Source organism: Frankia sp. BMG5.60, from assembly GCF_059428125.1.
Genome location: NZ_CM182091.1, coordinates 4,324,105 through 4,343,501 on the forward strand (window position 1 = coordinate 4,324,105; position 19,397 = coordinate 4,343,501).

Below are 19,397 nucleotides of genomic sequence, written 5' to 3' on the forward strand. Positions count from 1 at the left end.
TCACATCGCGCGGAGGAGGAGGGGCGGAAAGGAGTGGTCCTGCCAGATCAGCCGGGATCGCTCCTCTGGGTAGGCGGTGACGAGCGAGGTGGTGTCGAAGACCTGGGTGAGGCGTCGGGCGGAATCGTAAGGCGGCCAGCCGGGGTCGCTCCGGGTGGCGAAGGCGGTCCAGGCGGTCCGCATCCGCGCCGACAGCGCCGTCGCCTCGGAGGTGGGGTGCTCGCCGATCAGCAGGGCCGGCTGGCCGCTGGTGAGGGTGCCGAACACGAGCGGAACGTCGAGGCCGTGGCAGGCGCCGAGCGCGCCGCCCAGGCCCGGGGCCGGCCAGGTCAACTCGTAGAGGTGCACCCGTCCGCCGGCCGCGACCTGCGCCTGCGCGAGGTGCAGGGTGGGCATCCGGAACAGCCAGTCCGAGTGCACCAGTTCGTACAACTCGTCGGGGCCCGCGTCCGGATAGGCCTCCCGGTAACGGCGGGCGCCGTCCGGGACGGGGGCGAAGTCCTGGAGCGCGGTCGCCGCCTGCTCGGGTGTCACCTGGCCGAGCAGGCCGGTGAAGGCGGTGAACAGCCGCTGTTCGTCGCGGGTGTGGCCGGCGAGCAGGTCGACGTCCCGACTGGAGCCGGCGGCCACGGCCTGCCACGGCGTGGCCGGCAGGACCTCGCCGTCGACGACGGGCGCGAACAGGATCGACCGGTGGGCGGCCTGACCCCAGCGCTGCGCCCGAGCGGCCATCGTGGCGGCGACGGTGTCACCGGCGAGGACCAGCAGAGCCGGGTCCACGGTGGCCAGATCCGCGACGCTGGGACGCAGTCCCAGTTCGTCGGCGCAGGTGGTGGCGATGTCGGCGGCGAGCTGTGTCGAGAAGAAGGTGCCCGGCACGCTCTGGGCGATGGCTCGGCGGAACAGCCCGGCCGCCCGGGGCATGGCCAGCAGGGCGGCGACCGATCCGCCGCCGGCGGACTCGCCGAAGACCGTGATGTCGTCCGGGTCGCCGCCGAAGGCGGCGATGTTGTCGCGTACCCATTCCAGGGCCGCGACCTGGTCGAGCAGGCCGCGGTTGGGGGGTGCTCCCGTGATCTGGGCGAAGCCCTCCATCCCGAGGCGGTAGTTGAAGGTCACCACGACCACGCCGCCGTCCCGGGCCAGGTGACCGCCGTCGAACTCGGGCCGGCTGGACGCGCCGATCGCGTAGGCACCGCCGTAGATCCAGACCATCACCGGAAGCTTCGCGGCCGGGTCGGGTGCGGGCGACCAGACGTTGACCGTCAGCCAGTTGTCGCCCGCCGTGCCCTGGGACGACGGGTCCCGGCCGAGCACGTCGGTCTGCGGCGGCGGGGGGCCGTAGGACAGAGCCGCCCGCACTCCGTCCAACCTCGCGGCCGGCCGCGGTGCGGCGAAGCGGAGCCCGCCGACCGGCGGCGCGGCGTAGGGGATGCCGCGAAAGACCGCCACACCCGACTCCAGGCTGCCGCGCAGTGCCCCGCCCGCCGCGCGGACTTCGGGCTGGGCCCCGGCAGACGCCGGGCCGGCGACGGCGGTCGTCATGGTTCCTCCTGCGCGGATGCTGTGCACCCGATCGTGGCCGCGGGCGGCAGAATCATCACGCAGGACCGGAACCCTCGCCAACCATTTACCGGCGATCAATACGCGGGGAGGTGGCCAGAGGTGCACGCGTGCGAGCTGACCGGAGTGGGCGGTTGACGGTAGGGATCAATCCCCCGTCGAGGCGGAGGTTGACGCCCGTCCCGAGTCGCCTATGACGACGAGGCGTCGGAAAGTGCCCCGACTATGATCATCGCGCAGAGCAGGCCGGCCACGACTCCGATCACGACCAAGATCCGGCTCCACTGCCATGCTCTGCGAGCAGCCTGGAGATCGTTCCGCGTGAGATCCCTCCTCCATCTTCTGCGATACCAGACGGCGAGCAGTCCGGCCGGCGGCATCAGGATTACCGCAAAGAAGACCGTGATCTCGTAAATTTCGGTTGCCAGCAGCGATGGCGGCGACATCGTGGAATTGGGAAACACTCGCGGCTGGCCAGGAAAAGGCGAAGGGCTTCCCCGGGGCGGATAATTCCGCCACTCGTAGTGACCGGTTGGATAGTACCGGTTTGTCGGCCGCTGGTAGGCACCCGGGTAAGACCCGCCGGTCGGCCACGAAGATGGCGGAGGAGGCGGCGGCGGTGGAGGCGGCGGCGGTTGTGCTGGACCTTGAGGTGAGGGCTGATCCCACAGGCTGGTCCGGCGTGGGTTCCTGGAGTTCTGGCTGGTCGATGCCGCGCGGGATTATCGGGATGGTTTTCCCGGGCGCGGGCCCGGTACGGCCGGTGGATTTTCGCCTGACTGGCGGTGCTGGTCACCCCGAGTATGTCGTAGGCATTGTCGTCACCGAGATCGCGAATCAGTCGTCCGAGCGGGGTCGTCGTCCGATCCGCTGGACGACGTCGTGTGGTTGGCGAGCTCGGAAGGCCAGCCGTTGTTGTCGTATCCCTCGTAGTGCCACTCGGTCCGCAGAATCTCCTGCCCGTCCAGGAAGGGCTCCTGTAGCAGATGTTGCGCATACGCGGGAAGGTAGCCGAAGGCCCGTCGCGCCGGCGCACCGATCTTGATCGGCGGTGCCGCGCGGGAATCCGGCGGTGGCAGGTAGCGATTCTCCAGCCCCAGTGTGGTGCCGACAGTCGGGCGGCGGCGGCCGGGGCCGGACGGTGGCCGGTGCTCGATCGCCTTGCGCCGCAGAGACCCGTCGCGCAGCAGGTACGAGCTGAGCCGGTAGGTCGGTGAATGATCCGTGCGGATCGCCGGTTCGGTGAGGCAGAGTCCCCTGGGATCGACACCGAGCTGCTTGCCAGCAGTGCAACGAGGCTCTTCGCCTTCTGTGCGCCGAAACCCGGCAGTGCCGCGGCCTGCTGCAACCAGCACACGGCCGTCCGCCGCGATCGTCCAGACCGCCGCCACGTCGCCGTCAGAGGAGTCCAGGATCAACCGGCAGAGCGACTGCACCCGCATCGTTCGTCAGCGGATCGTCCGCCGCGGGAAGCCGGCTTGTGGGGTTGTCAGCAGCGCACCACCACGGCTGGTACGCCGCCCGCCTGAACGAGCCGGGTGATGTCCTTGGGGTCGCTGGTCAGGATGCGGTCGCCCGGACGGACGAGCAGGGCGACCGTCGCGTCAACCACATCGGATGTACCGGCTCGACCAAGTAGCACACCGGCATCGCGGCCGGTCCGCTCATCAACGGTGCACACCTCCACCGCGCGTAGCAGGCGGGCCAGCGCGGCCTGCCGCCCGGCGTGATCCCGCCAGACCTGGGCAACGACGACGGCGTTGCTCCGTAGCCCGATGTCCCGCTGCTGCGCAACCCGGAGTCGGGCGGCCATCTCCCGATCGCCGCGTTCGGCAGCCAGGAGCGCGCCCGCGTCGAGAACGAGCGCGCTCACGCCGCCGACTGATCCGCGCGCAGGCCCAGCTCGCGCTCAGCCCGCGCCAGTTCCTCCGGCGTCAACGCCGGGTTTGCCGTCTCCCACGAGTCGAGGAACTCGGCGAGGGCATCGGCTCGAAGCTTCGCGGCAGCGGCGCCCGCGAGCCAGGCCGACAGCCCGACGCCGGCGCGCCGGGCGGCGTCCCGAACCGCGTCGCCCAGTTCGCCGTCGAACGAGACGCTCATCTTGTCAACCTTCACCGCCCCAGAATACCGGGGTAGCAACTACCGCGGTATGTCATCTCGGCGTGGCTCGTCCACGGTGTCTGCCGGGCGGGAGGGGTCAGGGGTGCCGGTGGGTAATCGGCGGCTCTGCCATCGCCGTGGGCGAGCCCGATCGCGGTGAGGACTGTCGCGCCCGCCGGACAGTCCTTACATCACGCGGAGGAGAAGGGGCGGAAAGGAGTGGTCCTGCCAGATAAGCCGGGACCGCTCCTCCGGGAGACTCCGCTTACCTTGGCCGCCATCGTCGACGTCCTGCGCCACGCCGTCGGGCTCCGCCTCCGGGCCAGGCCACACGTCGCCCGGATCGCGGGATCGGTACTCGCGACGGCCGCCGTCGAAGCCATGGCTTCGCGGGCAGGGCTGACCGACAACATCCTCTGGGCTCCGACCACCCCGCTCCGGGCGTTGGCGCTGGTGGCGGTTCTGGCACCGACGACGCTGGTGGCCGGCTCCACGACCAGGCGGCGCGTCCGGCGCCGCGATCACGAACCGGCATGACGGGCCTGCTCGTAGCGGCGCTGGTCGCGGCGGGCCTGATCACGCTGGGTCTGATCGTGGCACGCCGGTCCGCGCCACCGCCAGCCGGTGGCTGGGGCGCCCGACTACGGCGCGCGGCGGCTCGCCTTCTCCTCCTGGCGGCCGGTGCCTTCCTCGTCGCACGGGCCGGATACATCCTCGCCACCGAGCACCCCGGCCGTCCCGAGACCTACCGACGAGCTTGGGGCGGCCCCCACTACATTGAGTTCATCACCGTGCACGTCGGCCCCGCCGTCCTCGTCCTGTTCCTGACCGGCCTGTCGCTGTTCCGCTGGTTGCAGAGGAGACCCGGCCAGCGAGCATGAGGCAGCCCTCGCAGTCGTCAAACGGGCAATCGCACGCCGGGGCTGTCGGCCTCACCGGCTCTGGAAAAAGGCACGGATGTCGGCGGCGAGCAGCTCAGGTACCTCAAGCCCCGGAAAGTGCCCGCCTCGGTCGGCCTCCGTCCACCGGGCGATCGGCATCCGCCGCTCGGCGTACGGACGGATCGGGCGGGTGATGTCCTCGGGCAGGACGAGGACGCCCACCGGTTGGACGGTCCGCCACGATGGCGGGCCGCCGGTCTCCCGGTGCAGGCGCGGTGCCGAGCCGGCGGTGCCGGTCAGCCAGAAGAGCGTCACGTTCGTGAGCACTCGGTCGGGGCTGATCGAGAAATCCGGGGCCGCCCACATCGTCATCGGGTCGAGCAGCCAGGCGAGCAGCCCGACCGGCGAGTCGTTGAGGGCGTATGCCGGGGTCTGCGGCCGGGTGCCGTTGATCTTCCGAACCGCCGGCTGGTCGCGCAGGTAGGCCTCGGTCTGGGCGAGCCGCTCCTGGTCTCCCGGGGTCAGCCGGGCGCGGTCCGGGTCGCCGGGCAGCGGTGGGGTCGGGAGATAGTTGAGGTGTATCCCGACGACGTGTTCGGCGTCGTGCTGCGACAGCGCCCGGGACACCGACGCCCCCCAGTCACCACCATGGGCGCCGTACCGCCGATAGCCCAGGCCGCGCATCAGCTCCGCCCAGGCACGTGCCACGCGGTCGACATCCCAGCCGCGCTCGCGCGTCGGGCCGGAGAAGCCCCAGCCCGGGATCGACGGGACGACCAGGTGGAACTCGGCCGAGAGCGGCCCGATCACGTCAAGGAACTCCACCACCGATCCCGGCCAGCCGTGGGTCAGCACCAGTGGGAGCGCATCCGGCCGCGGGCAGCGCACGTGCAGGAAGTGGATCCGCTGGCCGTCGATCTCGGTGACGAACTGCGGATGGCTGTTCAGCTCGGCCTCCGCCGCCCGCCAGTCGTACCGGCGGCGCCAGTGGTCGGCCAGCTCCCTGACCCTGGCCTGCGGCACGCCGAACTCGTCTCCGGCGCCGGGCAACTCGTCGGGCCAGCGGGTGCGGTCGAGGCGTGCGTGCAGGTCGTCGAGGTCGGCCTGCGGCACGTCGACACGGAAGGGTTCGATCCTCATCGTTGGTCATCCTAACGTTCGGGACACTAACGTAAATCGTTGGTGCGACGAACGCAAGGCGCTACGATGCGGTTCATGCCGGAGCGCGGCCGTCACGGGTCGATCGACCCCACCGCCGTCCCCGCGCGCCTACGATCGCTGGCCACCCGGCTCCTCGGCCGCGGCGCGGTGCACGCGGACCGGATCTCGCACGCCCGCCTCACCGCGGTGGGGGCGACGCGGTGGCAGTACGCGACGCTTGTCACCCTCCGCGACGGCGGCCCGGCGAGTCAGGCCGCACTCAGCGAGCGCACCGGCATCCACCGCAGCGACATGGTGGCCGTGCTGGGCGGCCTGACCGAGGCGGCGTACGTGGAACGGGCCCCCGACCCCGCCGACCAGCGCCGCAACATCGTCACGCTGACCCCGGCCGGGCGCTCCCGGCTGCGCACCCTGGACCGGCTCGTCGACCAGACCCAGGATGAACTGCTCGCCCCGCTGACCCCGACCGAACGCGCGGAACTGATCCGTCTCCTGCAACGAATAGACGATCACCACTCGGCACGCTGACCCGCCCGGCGAATGCTCCGCTACGACACACTGCTCACCGAAGCCGCGCGCCGTCCGGCCTGGAGCCGGCATCGCCCGGCCCCAGGACTCAGATCGCGCCGCCCAGCTTCCGGACCTCGCCCGGAGTGAGCGACGACGCATGCACCCGTACCTGAACCTGCCCATGCCCTGGCCGAGGCACGGGTATCTCCCTGACCTGCAAGGTCTCCGGAGGCCCGTAGTCCTCCGCGACGACCGCGCGCATCGTCTCCGTCATCGCCCGTCTCACTTCGTCCTCATCGGCCGTCAGCCCGTCTCAGGCTGCACCGCCCGGGTCGGCTGCGGCCAGGCCGTGCATCGGGCACCCCGGGACCGAGCGGACACGGCCGTCCCGGGGAATCCATCCGCTACAGTGCCGGCGTTCCCGGCTGCTGTCTCCTGGCGGCCAGTTGGCCGGGAAAGGCCTTGCAGGCGCGGATCCGGCCGGTTGTCGTGACGGTAAGCCACGCCCAGCCGCCCCGGGTGAGCTCGGCGAGCAGGCCGCCCGCCTCCGACCCGGCGGCGAGCACCGCGGTCGCGTAGGCGTCCGCCAAGGTCAGGTCGGGCCCGACGACCGTCGCGGAGGCGAGACCGCTCGCGGGTGCGCCGGTCGACGGGTCGACGACGTGGCTGCCGCGCTCCGCGATACCGGACGTGGCCACGGCGAGATCGGTGCCTTCGACGATTGCGACCAGCCCGCCCCGGTCGAACGGGTCGACGATGCCGATCCGCCAGGGCTTGCCGGGCCCCGATCCCTCGGCCGACGGCACGGCTGACGGCACGGCTGACGGTCCTCCGGCCGCGCCGCGGATCCGCAGGTCGCCGGCCGCGTTGACGCAGTGGTCCGGGGCACCGGCCTCGAGCAGGGCGGCGGAGGCCGCATCGGCGGCCCAGCCTTTCACCAGCCCGGTGGGGTCGAGGGTGCCATCGCGCCGCCAGGCCGGGTCGAACCAGCCGCCGGTGGCGTCCCGGCAACGCGCGGCCAGCCGATACACCTCGCGCACGGGCTGCGGGCAGTCGGCGAGGTCGACCTCGCCCCGCCGCAGCCGCGACACCCAGGACTCCCGCCGGAACGTACTGAAGTCCTCGTCCGCCTGATGCAGGACGGCGACGGCCGTCTCGATCGCCGCGTCGAGGGCCGGCGCCGGTAACGGGGTTCGCACGTCGATGCTGACGACCGTGCCCATCACCGGCTCGGGGTGAACGCGGCCGGTCCGGCCGGGTGGCCTCGGCGCACTCGTCGGGCTAGGCACCCAGCTTGTCCAGTACCGACTGGACGGACCACGCATACCCGTAGCTGGTGAACGATGCACCGGAGATCGAATCGATCTTCGCACTCTGCGCGTCGAGGACCTCCTGCCGCAGGAGCGGCACGGCGTACTCGTTGATCTGGCGGTCGCGTGGATCCTGATCCGGCACCACCACCGGCACCACGTCGACGATCGTGCTGCCGGCGAGGACGACGTCGACCTGTACCGGCCCGAACCTGGTGTCGATCGCGTCCCCTCGCACCGTCTGTCGGGCGCTGGAGCCGCCGGAGCCGGCCGCAGGCGATGGGCTTGTCGAACCCCCGGAGCCGGACGAACCGCTGGAACCGGACGAGCCGCTGGAACCGGACGAGACGGAGGGGTCGGACGAGACGGAGGGGTCGGGCGCGGCGGAGGGGTCGGGCGCGGCGGACGGATCGGACGGGTCGGAATCGGGTGAAGTCGAGGGGGCCGCTTCGGATGTCGCGGCCCGGCCCGGCGGCGCGGAGGCCAGCGCGGAGCTCGGTGTGGACCCGTCGCCGGAAATCGTCTTGACGCCGACGACGAGGACGACCGCGCCCGCCAGGGCGGCGAAGCCGAGCGAACCCCGGTAGCGGCGACTGTCGATGTCGTTCAACGTAGGCTGTATTCCTCCGTGTGGATCTGACCCGCCGGGACGCCGAGATCACGCAGCCCGCGCGCGACAACTGCCGTCATCCCGGGGGGTCCGCAGACAAAGACGTCACGCTGCGCGACGTCCGGGACGGAGACGGCGATGATGCCGGATGCGAGCGGGTCGTAGCCGAGTTCCCGCCGGCTGCCGACGACCTGGTGGAACACGAGACGCCCATGAGCGGCGAGAAGCGACAGCTCGCCGCCGAGCGGTAGATCGTCCGGCCGGCTCGCCCGTTGCAGGACGATGACGTCCCGGCCTCGGTTGACGAGGTCCTCGGCCACCGCCCGGACGGGCCCGATGCCGCTGCCGCCGCCGATCAGCAGCGCCTTGCGGGCGTGGGCGTGGGCGACGGTGAAGTGCCCGAACGGCCCTTCCGCGAGCACGCGGGTTCCGGGCCGGAGCCGGGCGAGGTCCCGGGACTGGTCGCCGAGATCCTTCACGGTGATCCGCAGCAGATCCGGATGCGGGGGCATCGACAACGAGTAGGCGTGGGCGGACGCCCACTGTCCGCGGGCGAGGAACCGCCACAGCAGGAACTGTCCGGGAAGTGCGCCGAGCTGGTCCAGCCGCCGCCCCCGAATCCAGACGGACACGACCCCGGAGGCCTCCACCACCACCCGGTCGACGGTCATCCGGTGTCGCAGGACGGCCCGCACCGGCAGGACGATCCGCCAGACCACGAGGCAGGCCGCCACGGCCAGGTACATGGCCGTCCACAGCAGCCTGTTCCGGGGATGGCCGACGAAGTCCTCGCCGCTCGCGACCTGGTGGAAGAAGGTGAGCGCGACTGCCGCGTAGACCGTCAGGTGGACCGCGTACCACGCCTCATACGAGATCCGGGCGCGCAACGACCGGGCGCTGCTGATCCCCACGGCGACGAACAGCAGTGCGCCGATGGTCGCCTCCCACTCGTCCGGGTACTGCATGATCACGGTGACGAGTTCGGACAGCGGCTGCTCGTGCGCGCTCAGCCCGTAGCCCCACACCGTCAGCAGGACGTGCCCACCGATGAGGAGCACGATGTTCGTGCCCAGACCTCGATGCCAGGACGCGAGCCGGTCGAAGCCGATCGCCCGCTCGAGCGCCGGCACCCTGGCCATCAACATCAGCTCCACCAGCACGAGGTAGGCGGCCAGCAGGCCGGCCACCCGGCCGAGCGCGGTCATCGTGGCCGCCGCCGTCTGCACCCGGGACGAAGGCGTGTCCACCCACCACAGGGCGACGACGGCGACGCCGACCGCGGTGAGCCCGAGGCGCACCGCCAGCTCGGGGAGCCGGTCCTCGGACAGCAGCTCGTGTAACCACGCCGTGACGCGCGGCCGCCCGGGCTTCAGCCCGAGGCCAGCGCGCGGCTCGGGCGCCGGAGGAGGCATCCACGTCATGTGGCAACGGTCGGTCACAAGGCTGAAAAGTGCCTGACCACGGTCGATGCCGAACCTGAAAAACACCTGCGGGCCAACCAGGGAACCCGCCCCGGTCTCCGCTCGCCGCACCTCGACCACCCTGCCTGTCCGCTTCGCCGGCTGACTGCGCCCGGATCCGGGGCGTCTCACAGGTTGCCGTCGGAATGTGCCTGCTCGGGGGTGGCCGGACGGCCGCGACTTCGCGATCTTCTTGATCTCCCGGCGTTCCAGCCGCCGCCGTCGCCTCGTGCAGCCGGACGAAAGCTCGAACGGAACCCGCGCCTTCAGGTAAAGTTTTTCGCGGTGTGCCGGGAAGACTGGTCGGCGATTAGTGTCCGACCATTCCCTGGAGGCAGACGGTGACCATCACCCCGTGGCCTCGGCCCATCCAACGGCCCGACAGCACCGGTTTTCTCCGACGACCATCGGTCTCACCCGGTCCCGGTCTGCGGACTCAACCCCTCGCTCGCCGATTCGACTCCTCGCGCGCCGATTCGACGGCCCACAGTGATCATTCATCGTGAATCCACAACGTCCATCGTTGACAACGCCAGGTTGCCTGGCACTGCGAAGGGGAAGAGCATGTTGTCGGACGAGGTGACGCCGGCCGAAGCGACACGACTGAAGGCGTACTGGTACGCGATCCGCAAGCCCCGGGTGGTCCACGAGGCCGGGACGGTGTCGCTGGTTCTCCCCGGATACTTCGGTGGCCGGCCATGGCCCATCCCGGTAGATCGGGTTGCCGTGCGCGACCTGAGCAGCGCGCCACTACCGGAGGACATCCCAGAACCCGAGCCGGTTCTGGCCCGCCAGGTGACGATTCCCTATCTGTTCACCACGGGGCCTTTGACCCGGCCGAACCTGCTGCTGATGTTCACCGAGCCGCAGCGGGTGCCGCCGCTTCGGCTCGGGCCCGCGATGGCGCCAAACTCCGACCTTCCGTTCGGTTACTTCTCGACGCGGGCGGAGCGCGGGGCCTACGTCGACGGCGTGACGTTGCGTGCCGAGAACCCACCGGGGCTGGAGCGGCTCCTCCTCGCCGCCGGAGCCACCCGGTTCGAGGACCCGGTCCGATGGCTGCACCGGCACCGGCAGGTGATCACGGATGCGGCCGATCAGGAGAGGATCACCCGCCGCCGCGTCGTCGGACGCCGGATCCAACTGGCCGCCGCGTTCGTCTGGGTCCCGGCCGCCATCGGCGAGAAGGTTCTCGTCGGCGAGGACGGACCCCTCTGGGCCATCCTGCTGCTCCTGGCCGTCATCGTCGGGATGCTCGGGCTGAGCGCGGTCGGCGGCCGACGCGCGCGATGACCACCGTTGCCGTCCCGCAGCCCGGTGACCGCGCCAACCATCTGCCGTGCGGTCGGCAGCCCAGGCAAAGCGTGGTCCCGCCGGGAAGCCGGGTCCCGCCAGGTCGGTGAGGCCCGCCTTTCTCGGCCGGTTGAGCGACTCGGGTGCGGTGTGAGAATTCAGACCCGCGGATGGTTGAACCATGTGACGCAGTGCCTGCGCGTCGCACGTCACCTCGGCCCACCAGCGCCTCCGGTCGGTGTGACAGCCTTCGTCGGCGTGCTTGCGCCGGGAAAAAGTGTCGGAGGCCGAGGCCAGACTGCGTGGCATGTCGCTGACACCTGCCTTGGCCATGACCCGCGAGGCCGTCTTCGCGTTGGCACCCGACCAGGCTTCCGCCCGAGCGGGTGAACGCCTCGGTGGCCCCGGCGGCTGGTCGGATCTCGGCATGTCCGGCGAGGCGCTGTGGGGGGCGTGCCGGGGAAGCGGGGCCGCGCCGTACCGGGTGGTGGTGCTGGCCGGCGCCGAGTTCGCCTCCACCTGCACCTGCCCGAGCCGGAAGTTCCCCTGCAAGCACGCCCTCGGCCTGCTGTTCCTCGCCTGCGGCGCCCCGTCCGCGCTCGCCGCCGACGACGATCCACCGGACTGGGTCTCGGGCTGGCTCGCGCGGCGGGCCGCCCGCGCCGCGCGGGCAACCTCACCGCAGGTGGCACCGACTGAGTCCGCGGGAACGGACGGGGCCGGAGCCGGTGGGAAGGCCGGGGCGTCGCGCGCCGCGTCGTCGGCGCGCACGCAGGCCCGCCGCGACGCCCGGGTCGACGCCGGAGTGGCCGAGCTGAGCCGCTGGCTGGTCGACCTCGCCCACGGCGGGCTCGGCGCCGCCCAGGCCCGGCCGGCCTCCTGGTGGGAGGCGACCGCGGCGCGGATGGTCGATGCGCAGGCACCGGGGCTGGCCGAGGTCATCCGCGACATGGCGCGGATCGCCGCAGCGGGCGGTCCCGACTGGCCGGCGCGGCTCACCGACCGGATCGGCCGCCTGTACCTGCTCTGCGAGGGCTGGTCGAGGCGGGGCGAGGTGGGGCCCGCGCTGGTCGACGTGGTGCGCGACCGGATCGGCTTCTCCCGGAGCGCGTCGGACGTGCTCGCCGGCGAGCGGCTCACCGGGCCGATCGACGTCCTGGGCGAGCGCCGGTTCACCACCGGAAAGCTGCAGGGTCGGCGGCAGTGGCTACGGGTGGCCGGATTCGACCGGCTCGCGCTGCTGGTCACCTACGGCTCGGCCAAAGAGGCCCCCCCGCCGACTCTGCCCGTCCTCACCCGCTTCCAGGCGGAGGTGGCCGCGTATCCGGGGCGTCGCCCGACCAGATTGGCCCTCGCCGAGACGACCACGGCCCCGAGACCACTCGCCGAACTGGCCGGCGACGATGCCGGTGATACCGCGAGGACCTGGCAGGAGGCGCTGACGGCACTCACCTCGGCGTTGACCGAGGACCCGTGGGCCGACCCCGTCGCGTTCGTCGTCCGCCAGCTCACCGTGCTGCCGCCTCCCGTCGATGCTCCCCACAGGGCGCCGACGGGTGCGGCGGCGAGGAAAGGTCCGGCGGGTGGGCCCTCATCGGGCGTCGATGCTCGCTGGCTGCTGCGCGACCGGGCCGGCCAGGCCCTGCCGCTGGCGGCCGACGCGGGCGTCCGGTGGGGCTGGCACCTGCTGGCCCTCGGCGGCGGCCGCCCCCTCGACCTGGCTGTGGAGTGGGACGGATTCGCCCTGGTGCCGTTGGCGGCGATGCCGTCCCAGCCGCAGCCCGGCGCCGACCTGCCCGCCCCGACGAGCTCTGCGAACCTCGCGAGCGGGCCCCCTGAGCAACCTGCCTGTCCGCGACCGACGCCGGGATGGTCGAGCCTGGTCGACGCGGCCGTCGTCGGCACGGCGCGCGCCGCTGTGCCCGTCATCCCCGGCCTCGGCAACGTTGCCGATGCCGGTGGCGGCGGCGGTGGTGGTGGCGGCGCGGCCGGAGACGGACCCTCGCGCGCCACCGCTCTGCTGCAGACCGCGGCCCTCGCGTCCTGCGCGCGCCGCGCCGGCCTGTTCGCCGCCGACGCCCGCGCGCTGCCCGCACCCGCCCCCGCTGCGCCCGAGCGGGTACCGGCGCTGGCGCCCCACGCGGCGCGCATCGTCGAGGACGCGCTGGCCGGCTCCGAGCCCGAGGGAGCCCGCTCGTGCCTGGAGCTGGTGGCCGAAGGAGGGTGGCGCGCCCCGGATCTCCTGCTGCCGGGGCTGCTGTCCCGGGGCCTGCGGGATGTGGCGATCCGCGGCCCGATCGCCGGTGTTCTTGGCGAGCGTGGGCGGTGGCTCGCCGGCCTGCACCCGGACGGCCGGTGGGTGGCACGCACCCGCCTCACCGACTGGCCGACAGCGAGCGCCCTCGAGCGGCGCACGCTGGTACAGGAGCTGAGGCAGCGCGACCCGGCCGCCGCGATCGCACTGTTGCGCGGCCCGACGGACGGTCCGGCCTTCGCCGCCTTCGACGGGGCCAGCGCCGCGGAACGCCTCGCTTTCTGCGAGGCGCTGCGGGTCGGTCTCGGTCCCTGGGACGTCGACCTGCTCGAGCACGCCCTGGACGACCGGCGCGCCGACGTCCGCGGGGCCGCGGTCGAGATCGCGTTGCTTCTGCCCGGCGCCGGCCTGCAGGCACGCGCCGAGACACGCACCGAAGGAATGATCACGTCACGGCGCGGCAGGCTGAGCGGGCGCCACCATCTCGAGATCGTCCTGCCTACCGAGTGCAGCGACGAGATGCGCCGCGACGGCATCAGCGACACGGTTCCGACCCGCTCGAACATCAGCACGGCGACGGCGGGCGAGGTCATGTTCATGGCCGAGCTCGCCCGCGTCGATCCGACCGTGTGGACGCGCCGCACCGGGCTGACCCCCGAGGAGTTCCTCGGTGCCGTGACCCACCTGCCCGGGGCGACCAGCCCGGTGAGCCGGCTGGTGAGCATCGGGCTGCTGCCCGCCGTCCTGCGCCACGGCGATCCCGACTGGGTCGCGGCGCTCCTCCCTCGTGTCGGGCGGGCGCACCAGGGGCGGCTCATCGCCTGCCTGGCCGAACCCGCCCGCTCGCAGGTGCTCCTGCTCACGCTGCGCGATGCGGAGCTCGGCTCCTCGGGCGCGGGCGGGCCGACCGGCCGGGAACGCGATGGCCGGGAACGCGAGACCCCGGCCCAGCGGATCACGTCGCTGCTGACCGCAGTGCCCGGCCCGTGGTCCGAGCCGTTCTCCCAGACGGCGTGGATCGCGCTCGCCGCCGTGCCCACTGAGGGCTACAGCGACGAGTACGTCCTGCGCGAGCTGCTCGGGCCCATGGCCTGGCGGCTGCACCCCGACATCGAACTCGGCGATCCCGACCCGGATCGGGAGACGTACCTGCACCGCGGCGGGCACACCCGGCTGCGCACGATCCTCGGCGCCCGACGGCGGCTGCGCGCCGCACTCACCGACCCGCCCTCCGCCGACACCGGGCCGGCCGGCCCGGTGCCCCTCCCTCAGGAAGGCCCCTGATGACCCTGGCGCCCCCCACCACCAGCACCGCCGCGCCCGACACCGGTCCCGCGCCCGCCGCGGACACTGCGCCGCTGCTGCGTCCGCACGCCGAGCAGGCGTACGCCGGCGAGCTCGCCGCGCTCGCCGCCGCCGACACCAGGGCGCGCCCGCCGTCCTGGCGGCTGTCGCCGTGGGCGGTCGTCACCTACCTGCTCGGCGGCGTGCTCGACGACGGGACGGTCATCTCCCCGAAGTACATCGGTTCCCGGCGCCTCGTCGAGGTCGCGGTCGCCACCCTCGCCACCGACCGGGCGCTGCTGCTGCTCGGCAGCCCCGGCACCGCCAAGACCTGGCTGTCCGAACACCTCGCCGCGGCGGTCAGCGGCGACTCGACCCTCGTCGTGCAGGGCACCGCCGGCACCTCCGAGGACGCTGTCCGCTACGGCTGGAACTACGCCCGCCTGATCGCCGAGGGGCCCTCCCCCGACGCGCTGGTGCCCTCGCCGGTGATGCGCGCGATGACCCGCGGGTCGATCGCCCGGGTCGAGGAGCTCACCCGGATGGGCGCCGAAGTGCAGGACGCGCTCATCACCGTGCTGTCGGAGAAGACCCTGCCCGTCCCCGAGCTGGCCAGCGAGGTGCAGGCCGTCGCCGGGTTCGCCGTGATCGCCACCGCCAACGACCGTGACCGCGGCGTCAACGAGATGTCCTCGGCGCTGCGCCGCAGGTTCAACACCGTCGTGCTGCCGCTGCCCGCCAGCGAGGACGCCGAGGTGGAGATCGTCACCAGGCGGGTCGCCGACCTCGGCCGGGCGCTGGCGCTGCCGGACGAGCCGCCGGCCGCGAGCGAGGTGCGCCGCGTCGTGCAGATCTTCCGCGAGCTGCGCGCCGGCGTCACCAGCGACGGACGCACCACGCTGAAGACCCCGACCGCCACCCTGTCCACCGCCGAGGCGATCAGTGTGATCACCGGAGGAATGACGCTGGCCACCCATTTCGGCGACGGCCGACTGCGGGCCGAGGACGTCGCCGCCGGGCTCCTCGGCGCGGTGATCAAGGATCCCGCGGCGGACCCCGTGGCCTGGCGCGAGTACCTCGAAGGCGTGGTCCGGGACCGGAAGGGCTGGTCGGACCTGTACCGGGCCTGCCGTGACCTGGACGACGGCACAAGCGTCTCCGGCGGCGCCTGATGCCCGTCACCGTTCTGGGAGTGCGCCACCACGGCCCCGGTTCGGCGCGGGCGGTGCGGGCGGCGCTCGCCGAGCTCGATCCGGACCTCATCCTCGTCGAGGGACCGCCCGAGGGGGACAGCGCGCTCACCCACGTCGGCGCCCTCACCCCACCCGTGGCGCTGACCGCCTACGCCGTCGACGAGCCGCGCGACGCCGCCTTCTGGCCCTTCGCCGAGTTCTCCCCCGAGTGGCAGGCCCTGCTGCACGGCCGCGCGGCGGGCGTGCCCACCCGGTTCATCGACCTGCCCTTCGGTCACGACCTGGCACTGCGCCGGCGCGACGCCGAGACCGACTCCGACGAGGAGGCGGCGGAAGCCGGCGAGGACGCGGCGGAAGCCGGCGACGAGACGGTCCCGGAGCTGGCGGCCGACCCGCTCGGCTGGTTGGCGCTCGCCGCCGGCCACGACGACCCGGAACGATTCTGGGAGGACCTCGTCGAGCACCACCGGCCCGCGAGCGCTCCGGCGGCCGACGCGGGCGGCCGTTCCTCGGCGCTGGAGCTGTTCGCCGCCGTGGCCGAGTCCATGGCGGCGCTGCGCGATCCCGACCACCAGCCCGGTCCGGACGCGCCGCGGGGGGCGCACGCTCGGCGGGAGGACCTACGGGAGGCGCACATGCGCCTGGAGATCCGTGCGGCCAGCACCGGCGCCGACGCCGCTGCACGGGTCGCCGTGCTCTGCGGTGCGTGGCACGTCCCGGCGCTGACCGGCCGGACGGGCCGGATCACCGTCGCGGCAGACCGTGAGCTGCTGCGCGGCGTCCGGCCGGTGCGCACCGCCACGACGTGGGTGCCGTGGACGCACGCGCTGCTGAGCGCCGACTCCGGCTACGGAGCCGGCGTCACGTCACCGGGCTGGTACCACCACCTGTGGACCGCGCCCGACCAGGTCGGCGCCCGCTGGGTCGCCCGCGTCGCGGCGCTCCTGCGCGCCGCCGACCTGCCCGCCTCGACGGCTTCGGTGGTGGAGACCGTGCGGCTGGCCGAGGCCCTCGCCGCGGTGCGCGAGCGAGCCGTCCCAGGGCTCACCGAGCTGACCGACGCGGTGCTGGCCGGGCTCTGCGCCGGTGACCCCGTGCCGCTGGCCGTCGTCCGCGAACAGCTCGTCGTCGGTGACATCGTCGGCGCCGTCGGCCCCGACGTGCCCACCGTGCCCCTGGCCGCCGACGTCGCCCGCACGCAGAAGAGGCTGCGGCTCGCGCCCACGCCGGTGGAGAAGCCGCTGCGCCTGGACCTGCGCCGCGAGCTCGACCGGGAACGCAGCGCCCTGCTGCACCGGCTGCGCCTGCTCGACGTCGACTGGGGCATCCCCACCGCGACCAACAGCACCGGCACGTTCGCCGAGGGCTGGACGCTCGCCTGGAAGCCGACGTTCGTGCTGGCGCTCGTCGCAGCCGCCAGGCACGGCGCAACCGTCGAGGACGCCGCGGGCGACGTCGTCGCCGAGCGCATCCGTGCAGCGCCCGACCTCGCCGCCATCACCGGGCTGTTCGAGCAGGTGGTCCTCGCGGATCTGGCCGCCGCGCTGGAGGCGGTGCGCGCGGGGCTGGAACAGCGCGCGGCCACGACCGGCGACGTCGCCCACCTGATGCTGGCGCTGGCCCCGCTGGCACGGGTCCACCGCTACGGCGACGTGCGCGGCACCGACACCGGCCTGGTCGTCGGGCTGACGACGAGCCTGACGACCCGCATCTGCGCGGGGCTACCGCCGGCCTGCGCAAGCCTCGACGACGACGCCGCGGACGCCATGGTCGCCGCCGTCGACACCGCGGACACCGCCTTCGGGCTCGTCGCCGACCCCGAACACGTCGCCCGGTGGCACGCGGCGGTGGGCATCGCCGCCGCCATGGCCGGCGGTAACCCGCTGGTCGCCGGGCGGTGCACCCGCATCCTGTCCGACGCCGGCGTGCTCGCGGCCGCGGAGGTGGCGACCAGGCTGGCCCGGGCGCTGTCCGCGGCCGGCGGCGCCCCCGCAGACGCCGCGCGCTGGCTCGCGGGCCTCCTCGGCCGGTCCGGCGCGGTGCTGGCCCGCGACCCCGCGATGCTCTCGCTCGTCGACACCTGGCTGGCCAGCCTCGACGGGGACGCCTTCACGATCGTGCTGGCGCCCCTGCGCCGAACGTTCGCCGACTTCGCCGGCCCGGAACGCCGCCTGATCGGCGAACGGGTCCGCTCGGGCCTGCCCCGGCCGACCGCCGGCCCGCCGGGCGGCACCGCGACAGACCCGGCCGACTCCGGGAGCCCGGGAGGGCGTGCGGGAGGGAGTCCGGCCCCGGCGGCCATTTCGCCGGCCGGCGCGGTCCCTGCCGGTGATGGCCCGGCCTGGGACCTCGGCCGGGTCGCGGCCGTGTTGCCCGCCCTCACCACTCTGCTCGGTCCTGCCGGCACCGCACCCGCCGCCGGCACCGCACCGGCCGGCACACGACCGGCCAGCACCAGACCGGCCAGCACCGCGCTTGCCGGCGCGGAGGAGGGACATTCCGATGCCTGACCACACAACCAGGGACATCGACGGTCCGGGGCCGACGCGGTCCGCCGGCGAGATGGCGGCGGAGGAGGAGCGGCTGCGGCGGTGGCGGCTGATCCTCGGCGCGCCGGCGGCGCCCGCGTTCGACTCGGCGTGTGCGCTGTCGACCCGGGACGCGGATATCGACACCGCGCTCGGCGCGCTCTACGACGCCGGCGGCGAGCCCGGCGGCGAGCCCGGCGGTGGTCGCGGCCGGCGGCGCTCGGCGGGGCTCGGCGGGTCGGCGCCGGCGGTGACCCGCTGGCTCGGCGACATCCGCGACTACTTCCCGTCGTCGGTGGTGCAGGTCCTCCAGCACGACGCCGTCCAGCGGCTGGGGCTCGCTCGGCTGCTGATGGAGCCCGAGCTGCTGGCGGCGGCCGAGCCCGACGTGCACCTGGTGGGCACGCTGATGTCGCTGCGCTCGGCGCTGCCCGAACGCACCCGGGAGACCGCGCGGATGGTGGTGCGCAAGGTCGTCGAGGACATCGAGCGGCGGTTGGCGCACTCGCTGCGCTCGGCGGTGTTCGGCGCGCTGAACCGCGGCGAACGCGCCCGCACCCCGCGGCTGCCCGACGTCGACTGGAACCGGACGATCCTCGCCAACCTGCGCAACTACCAGCCCGAGCAGCGCACCGTCATCGTCGACCGGCTGATCGGATACCAGCGGGCCCGGCGGATGGCCGCGTTGCGCGACGTCATCCTGCTCATCGACCAGAGCGGCTCGATGGCCTCGTCGGTCGTCTACGCCGGGGTGCTCGGCGCGTCGTTGGCGAGTATCCGGTCCCTGCGCACCCGGCTGGTCGTCTTCGACACGTCGGTGGTGGACCTGACCGACTCCCTCGACGACCCCGTCGACGTGCTCTTCGGGGTCCAGCTCGGCGGCGGCACCGACATCGACCGCGCGGTCGGCTACGGCGCGAGTCTCGTGCGCCGGCCCGCCGACACCGTCCTCATCCTCATCAGCGATCTCATCGAGGGCGGCGACCAGTCGTCGTTGATCGCCCGGCTGCGTGGGCTGGTCGATGCCGGGGTCGCCGTCATCGTGCTGCTGGCGCTGTCCGACGACGGCGCCCCCGCCTACGACCACCAACTCGCGGCGACCTGCGCGCAGCTCGGCGCGCCGGCCTTCGCGTGCACCCCGGACAGATTCCCCGAGCTGCTGGCCACAGCGCTGCGCCGGGAGGAGGTCGGCCGGTGGGCGGCGCTGCACGGCCTCGTTCCGGCCTGACGACGAGGATGCGGAGGGGACC

At 73.2% G+C, this 19,397-nt stretch carries 18 protein-coding genes; 8 read left to right on the plus strand and 10 right to left on the minus strand.

Annotated features, from left to right (window positions below):
* The 5 genes from AC5R91_RS17685 to AC5R91_RS17705 form a co-directional block, all read right to left on the minus strand.
* A complete protein-coding gene (locus AC5R91_RS17685; RefSeq protein ID WP_495392455.1) occupies window positions 1-1,545 on the minus strand; it encodes a carboxylesterase/lipase family protein in 1,545 nt (514 codons plus the stop codon).
* Window positions 1,546-1,948: 403 nt separating this feature from the next.
* Window positions 1,949-2,404: a DnaJ domain-containing protein gene (locus AC5R91_RS17690; protein WP_495397998.1), complete on the minus strand. Its 456-nt coding sequence runs from the start codon at window positions 2,402-2,404 to the stop codon at window positions 1,949-1,951.
* The gene (locus tag AC5R91_RS17695) at window positions 2,385-2,981 is read right to left on the minus strand and encodes a hypothetical protein (protein WP_495398107.1); all 597 of its coding nucleotides are present in this window, start codon (window positions 2,979-2,981) and stop codon (window positions 2,385-2,387) included. Before AC5R91_RS17695 ends, AC5R91_RS17690 begins: the two co-directional genes overlap by 20 nt.
* A gap of 71 nt (window positions 2,982-3,052) precedes the next feature.
* Window positions 3,053-3,436 (minus strand): twitching motility protein PilT, encoded by a 384-nt coding sequence (locus tag AC5R91_RS17700; protein WP_495392456.1) that lies wholly within the window; start codon window positions 3,434-3,436, stop codon window positions 3,053-3,055.
* A complete protein-coding gene (locus AC5R91_RS17705) occupies window positions 3,433-3,663 on the minus strand; it encodes a hypothetical protein (protein WP_128423324.1) in 231 nt (76 codons plus the stop codon). Before AC5R91_RS17705 ends, AC5R91_RS17700 begins: the two co-directional genes overlap by 4 nt.
* Before the next feature lie 156 nt (window positions 3,664-3,819).
* Here AC5R91_RS17705 and AC5R91_RS17710 point away from each other — a divergent pair, with 156 nt between their 5' ends.
* The gene (locus AC5R91_RS17710) at window positions 3,820-4,200 is read left to right on the plus strand and encodes a hypothetical protein (protein WP_495392457.1); all 381 of its coding nucleotides are present in this window, start codon (window positions 3,820-3,822) and stop codon (window positions 4,198-4,200) included.
* A complete protein-coding gene (locus AC5R91_RS17715; RefSeq protein ID WP_495392458.1) occupies window positions 4,197-4,544 on the plus strand; it encodes a hypothetical protein in 348 nt (115 codons plus the stop codon). The genes AC5R91_RS17710 and AC5R91_RS17715 overlap by 4 nt, the downstream gene beginning before the upstream one ends.
* A gap of 51 nt (window positions 4,545-4,595) precedes the next feature.
* Here AC5R91_RS17715 and AC5R91_RS17720 read toward each other — a convergent pair whose 3' ends face one another.
* Window positions 4,596-5,684 carry an epoxide hydrolase family protein gene (locus AC5R91_RS17720; RefSeq protein WP_495392459.1) on the minus strand — a complete coding sequence of 363 codons (1,089 nt, stop codon included), beginning with the start codon at window positions 5,682-5,684 and terminating at the stop codon, window positions 4,596-4,598.
* 66 nt (window positions 5,685-5,750) lie between these two features.
* Here AC5R91_RS17720 and AC5R91_RS17725 point away from each other — a divergent pair, with 66 nt between their 5' ends.
* Window positions 5,751-6,233 (plus strand): MarR family winged helix-turn-helix transcriptional regulator, encoded by a 483-nt coding sequence (locus tag AC5R91_RS17725; protein WP_495392460.1) that lies wholly within the window; start codon window positions 5,751-5,753, stop codon window positions 6,231-6,233.
* A gap of 88 nt (window positions 6,234-6,321) precedes the next feature.
* Here AC5R91_RS17725 and AC5R91_RS17730 read toward each other — a convergent pair whose 3' ends face one another.
* From AC5R91_RS17730 to AC5R91_RS17745, 4 genes are all read right to left on the minus strand, one after another.
* Entirely contained in the window at window positions 6,322-6,489 is a 168-nt protein-coding gene (locus tag AC5R91_RS17730) for a hypothetical protein (protein ID WP_495392461.1), read from the minus strand.
* Between the two features lie 130 nt (window positions 6,490-6,619).
* Window positions 6,620-7,438, minus strand: coding sequence for an FAD:protein FMN transferase (locus AC5R91_RS17735; protein ID WP_495392462.1), 819 nt, complete (start codon window positions 7,436-7,438; stop codon window positions 6,620-6,622).
* Between the two features lie 58 nt (window positions 7,439-7,496).
* Window positions 7,497-8,135: an FMN-binding protein gene (locus tag AC5R91_RS17740; RefSeq protein WP_495392463.1), complete on the minus strand. Its 639-nt coding sequence runs from the start codon at window positions 8,133-8,135 to the stop codon at window positions 7,497-7,499.
* Window positions 8,132-9,547 (minus strand): ferredoxin reductase family protein, encoded by a 1,416-nt coding sequence (locus AC5R91_RS17745; protein WP_495392464.1) that lies wholly within the window; start codon window positions 9,545-9,547, stop codon window positions 8,132-8,134. The genes AC5R91_RS17740 and AC5R91_RS17745 overlap by 4 nt, the downstream gene beginning before the upstream one ends.
* A gap of 612 nt (window positions 9,548-10,159) precedes the next feature.
* Here AC5R91_RS17745 and AC5R91_RS17750 point away from each other — a divergent pair.
* The 5 genes from AC5R91_RS17750 to AC5R91_RS17770 all read left to right on the plus strand — a co-directional run bounded on the left by AC5R91_RS17750 (window position 10,160) and on the right by AC5R91_RS17770 (window position 19,375).
* Window positions 10,160-10,888 (plus strand): hypothetical protein, encoded by a 729-nt coding sequence (locus AC5R91_RS17750; RefSeq protein WP_495392465.1) that lies wholly within the window; start codon window positions 10,160-10,162, stop codon window positions 10,886-10,888.
* Window positions 10,889-11,195: 307 nt separating this feature from the next.
* Window positions 11,196-14,426 carry an SWIM zinc finger family protein gene (locus AC5R91_RS17755; protein ID WP_495392466.1) on the plus strand — a complete coding sequence of 1,077 codons (3,231 nt, stop codon included), beginning with the start codon at window positions 11,196-11,198 and terminating at the stop codon, window positions 14,424-14,426.
* Window positions 14,426-15,598 carry an ATP-binding protein gene (locus AC5R91_RS17760; RefSeq protein ID WP_495392467.1) on the plus strand — a complete coding sequence of 391 codons (1,173 nt, stop codon included), beginning with the start codon at window positions 14,426-14,428 and terminating at the stop codon, window positions 15,596-15,598. The genes AC5R91_RS17755 and AC5R91_RS17760 overlap by 1 nt, the downstream gene beginning before the upstream one ends.
* Entirely contained in the window at window positions 15,598-18,129 is a 2,532-nt protein-coding gene (locus AC5R91_RS17765) for a DUF5682 family protein (protein WP_495392468.1), read from the plus strand. Before AC5R91_RS17760 ends, AC5R91_RS17765 begins: the two co-directional genes overlap by 1 nt.
* Window positions 18,122-19,375: a VWA domain-containing protein gene (locus AC5R91_RS17770; RefSeq protein WP_495392469.1), complete on the plus strand. Its 1,254-nt coding sequence runs from the start codon at window positions 18,122-18,124 to the stop codon at window positions 19,373-19,375. Before AC5R91_RS17765 ends, AC5R91_RS17770 begins: the two co-directional genes overlap by 8 nt.
* Window positions 19,376-19,397: the final 22 nt, after the last annotated feature.

Excerpts from the sequence above, each read along its gene's own strand:
- AC5R91_RS17685 (WP_495392455.1), bottom strand. The coding sequence starts at position 1,545 with ATGACGACCGCCGTCGCCGGCCCGGCGTCTGCCGGGGCCCAGCCCGAA.
- AC5R91_RS17705 (WP_128423324.1), bottom strand. The coding sequence starts at position 3,663 with ATGAGCGTCTCGTTCGACGGCGAACTGGGCGACGCGGTTCGGGACGCC.
- AC5R91_RS17715 (WP_495392458.1), top strand. The coding sequence starts at position 4,197 with ATGACGGGCCTGCTCGTAGCGGCGCTGGTCGCGGCGGGCCTGATCACG.
- AC5R91_RS17720 (WP_495392459.1), bottom strand. The coding sequence starts at position 5,684 with ATGAGGATCGAACCCTTCCGTGTCGACGTGCCGCAGGCCGACCTCGAC.
- AC5R91_RS17725 (WP_495392460.1), top strand. The coding sequence starts at position 5,751 with ATGCGGTTCATGCCGGAGCGCGGCCGTCACGGGTCGATCGACCCCACC.
- AC5R91_RS17730 (WP_495392461.1), bottom strand. The coding sequence starts at position 6,489 with ATGACGGAGACGATGCGCGCGGTCGTCGCGGAGGACTACGGGCCTCCG.
- AC5R91_RS17735 (WP_495392462.1), bottom strand. The coding sequence starts at position 7,438 with ATGGGCACGGTCGTCAGCATCGACGTGCGAACCCCGTTACCGGCGCCG.
- AC5R91_RS17745 (WP_495392464.1), bottom strand. The coding sequence starts at position 9,547 with ATGCCTCCTCCGGCGCCCGAGCCGCGCGCTGGCCTCGGGCTGAAGCCC.
- AC5R91_RS17750 (WP_495392465.1), top strand. The coding sequence starts at position 10,160 with ATGTTGTCGGACGAGGTGACGCCGGCCGAAGCGACACGACTGAAGGCG.
- AC5R91_RS17755 (WP_495392466.1), top strand. The coding sequence starts at position 11,196 with ATGTCGCTGACACCTGCCTTGGCCATGACCCGCGAGGCCGTCTTCGCG.
- AC5R91_RS17760 (WP_495392467.1), top strand. The coding sequence starts at position 14,426 with ATGACCCTGGCGCCCCCCACCACCAGCACCGCCGCGCCCGACACCGGT.
- AC5R91_RS17765 (WP_495392468.1), top strand. The coding sequence starts at position 15,598 with ATGCCCGTCACCGTTCTGGGAGTGCGCCACCACGGCCCCGGTTCGGCG.
- AC5R91_RS17770 (WP_495392469.1), top strand. The coding sequence starts at position 18,122 with ATGCCTGACCACACAACCAGGGACATCGACGGTCCGGGGCCGACGCGG.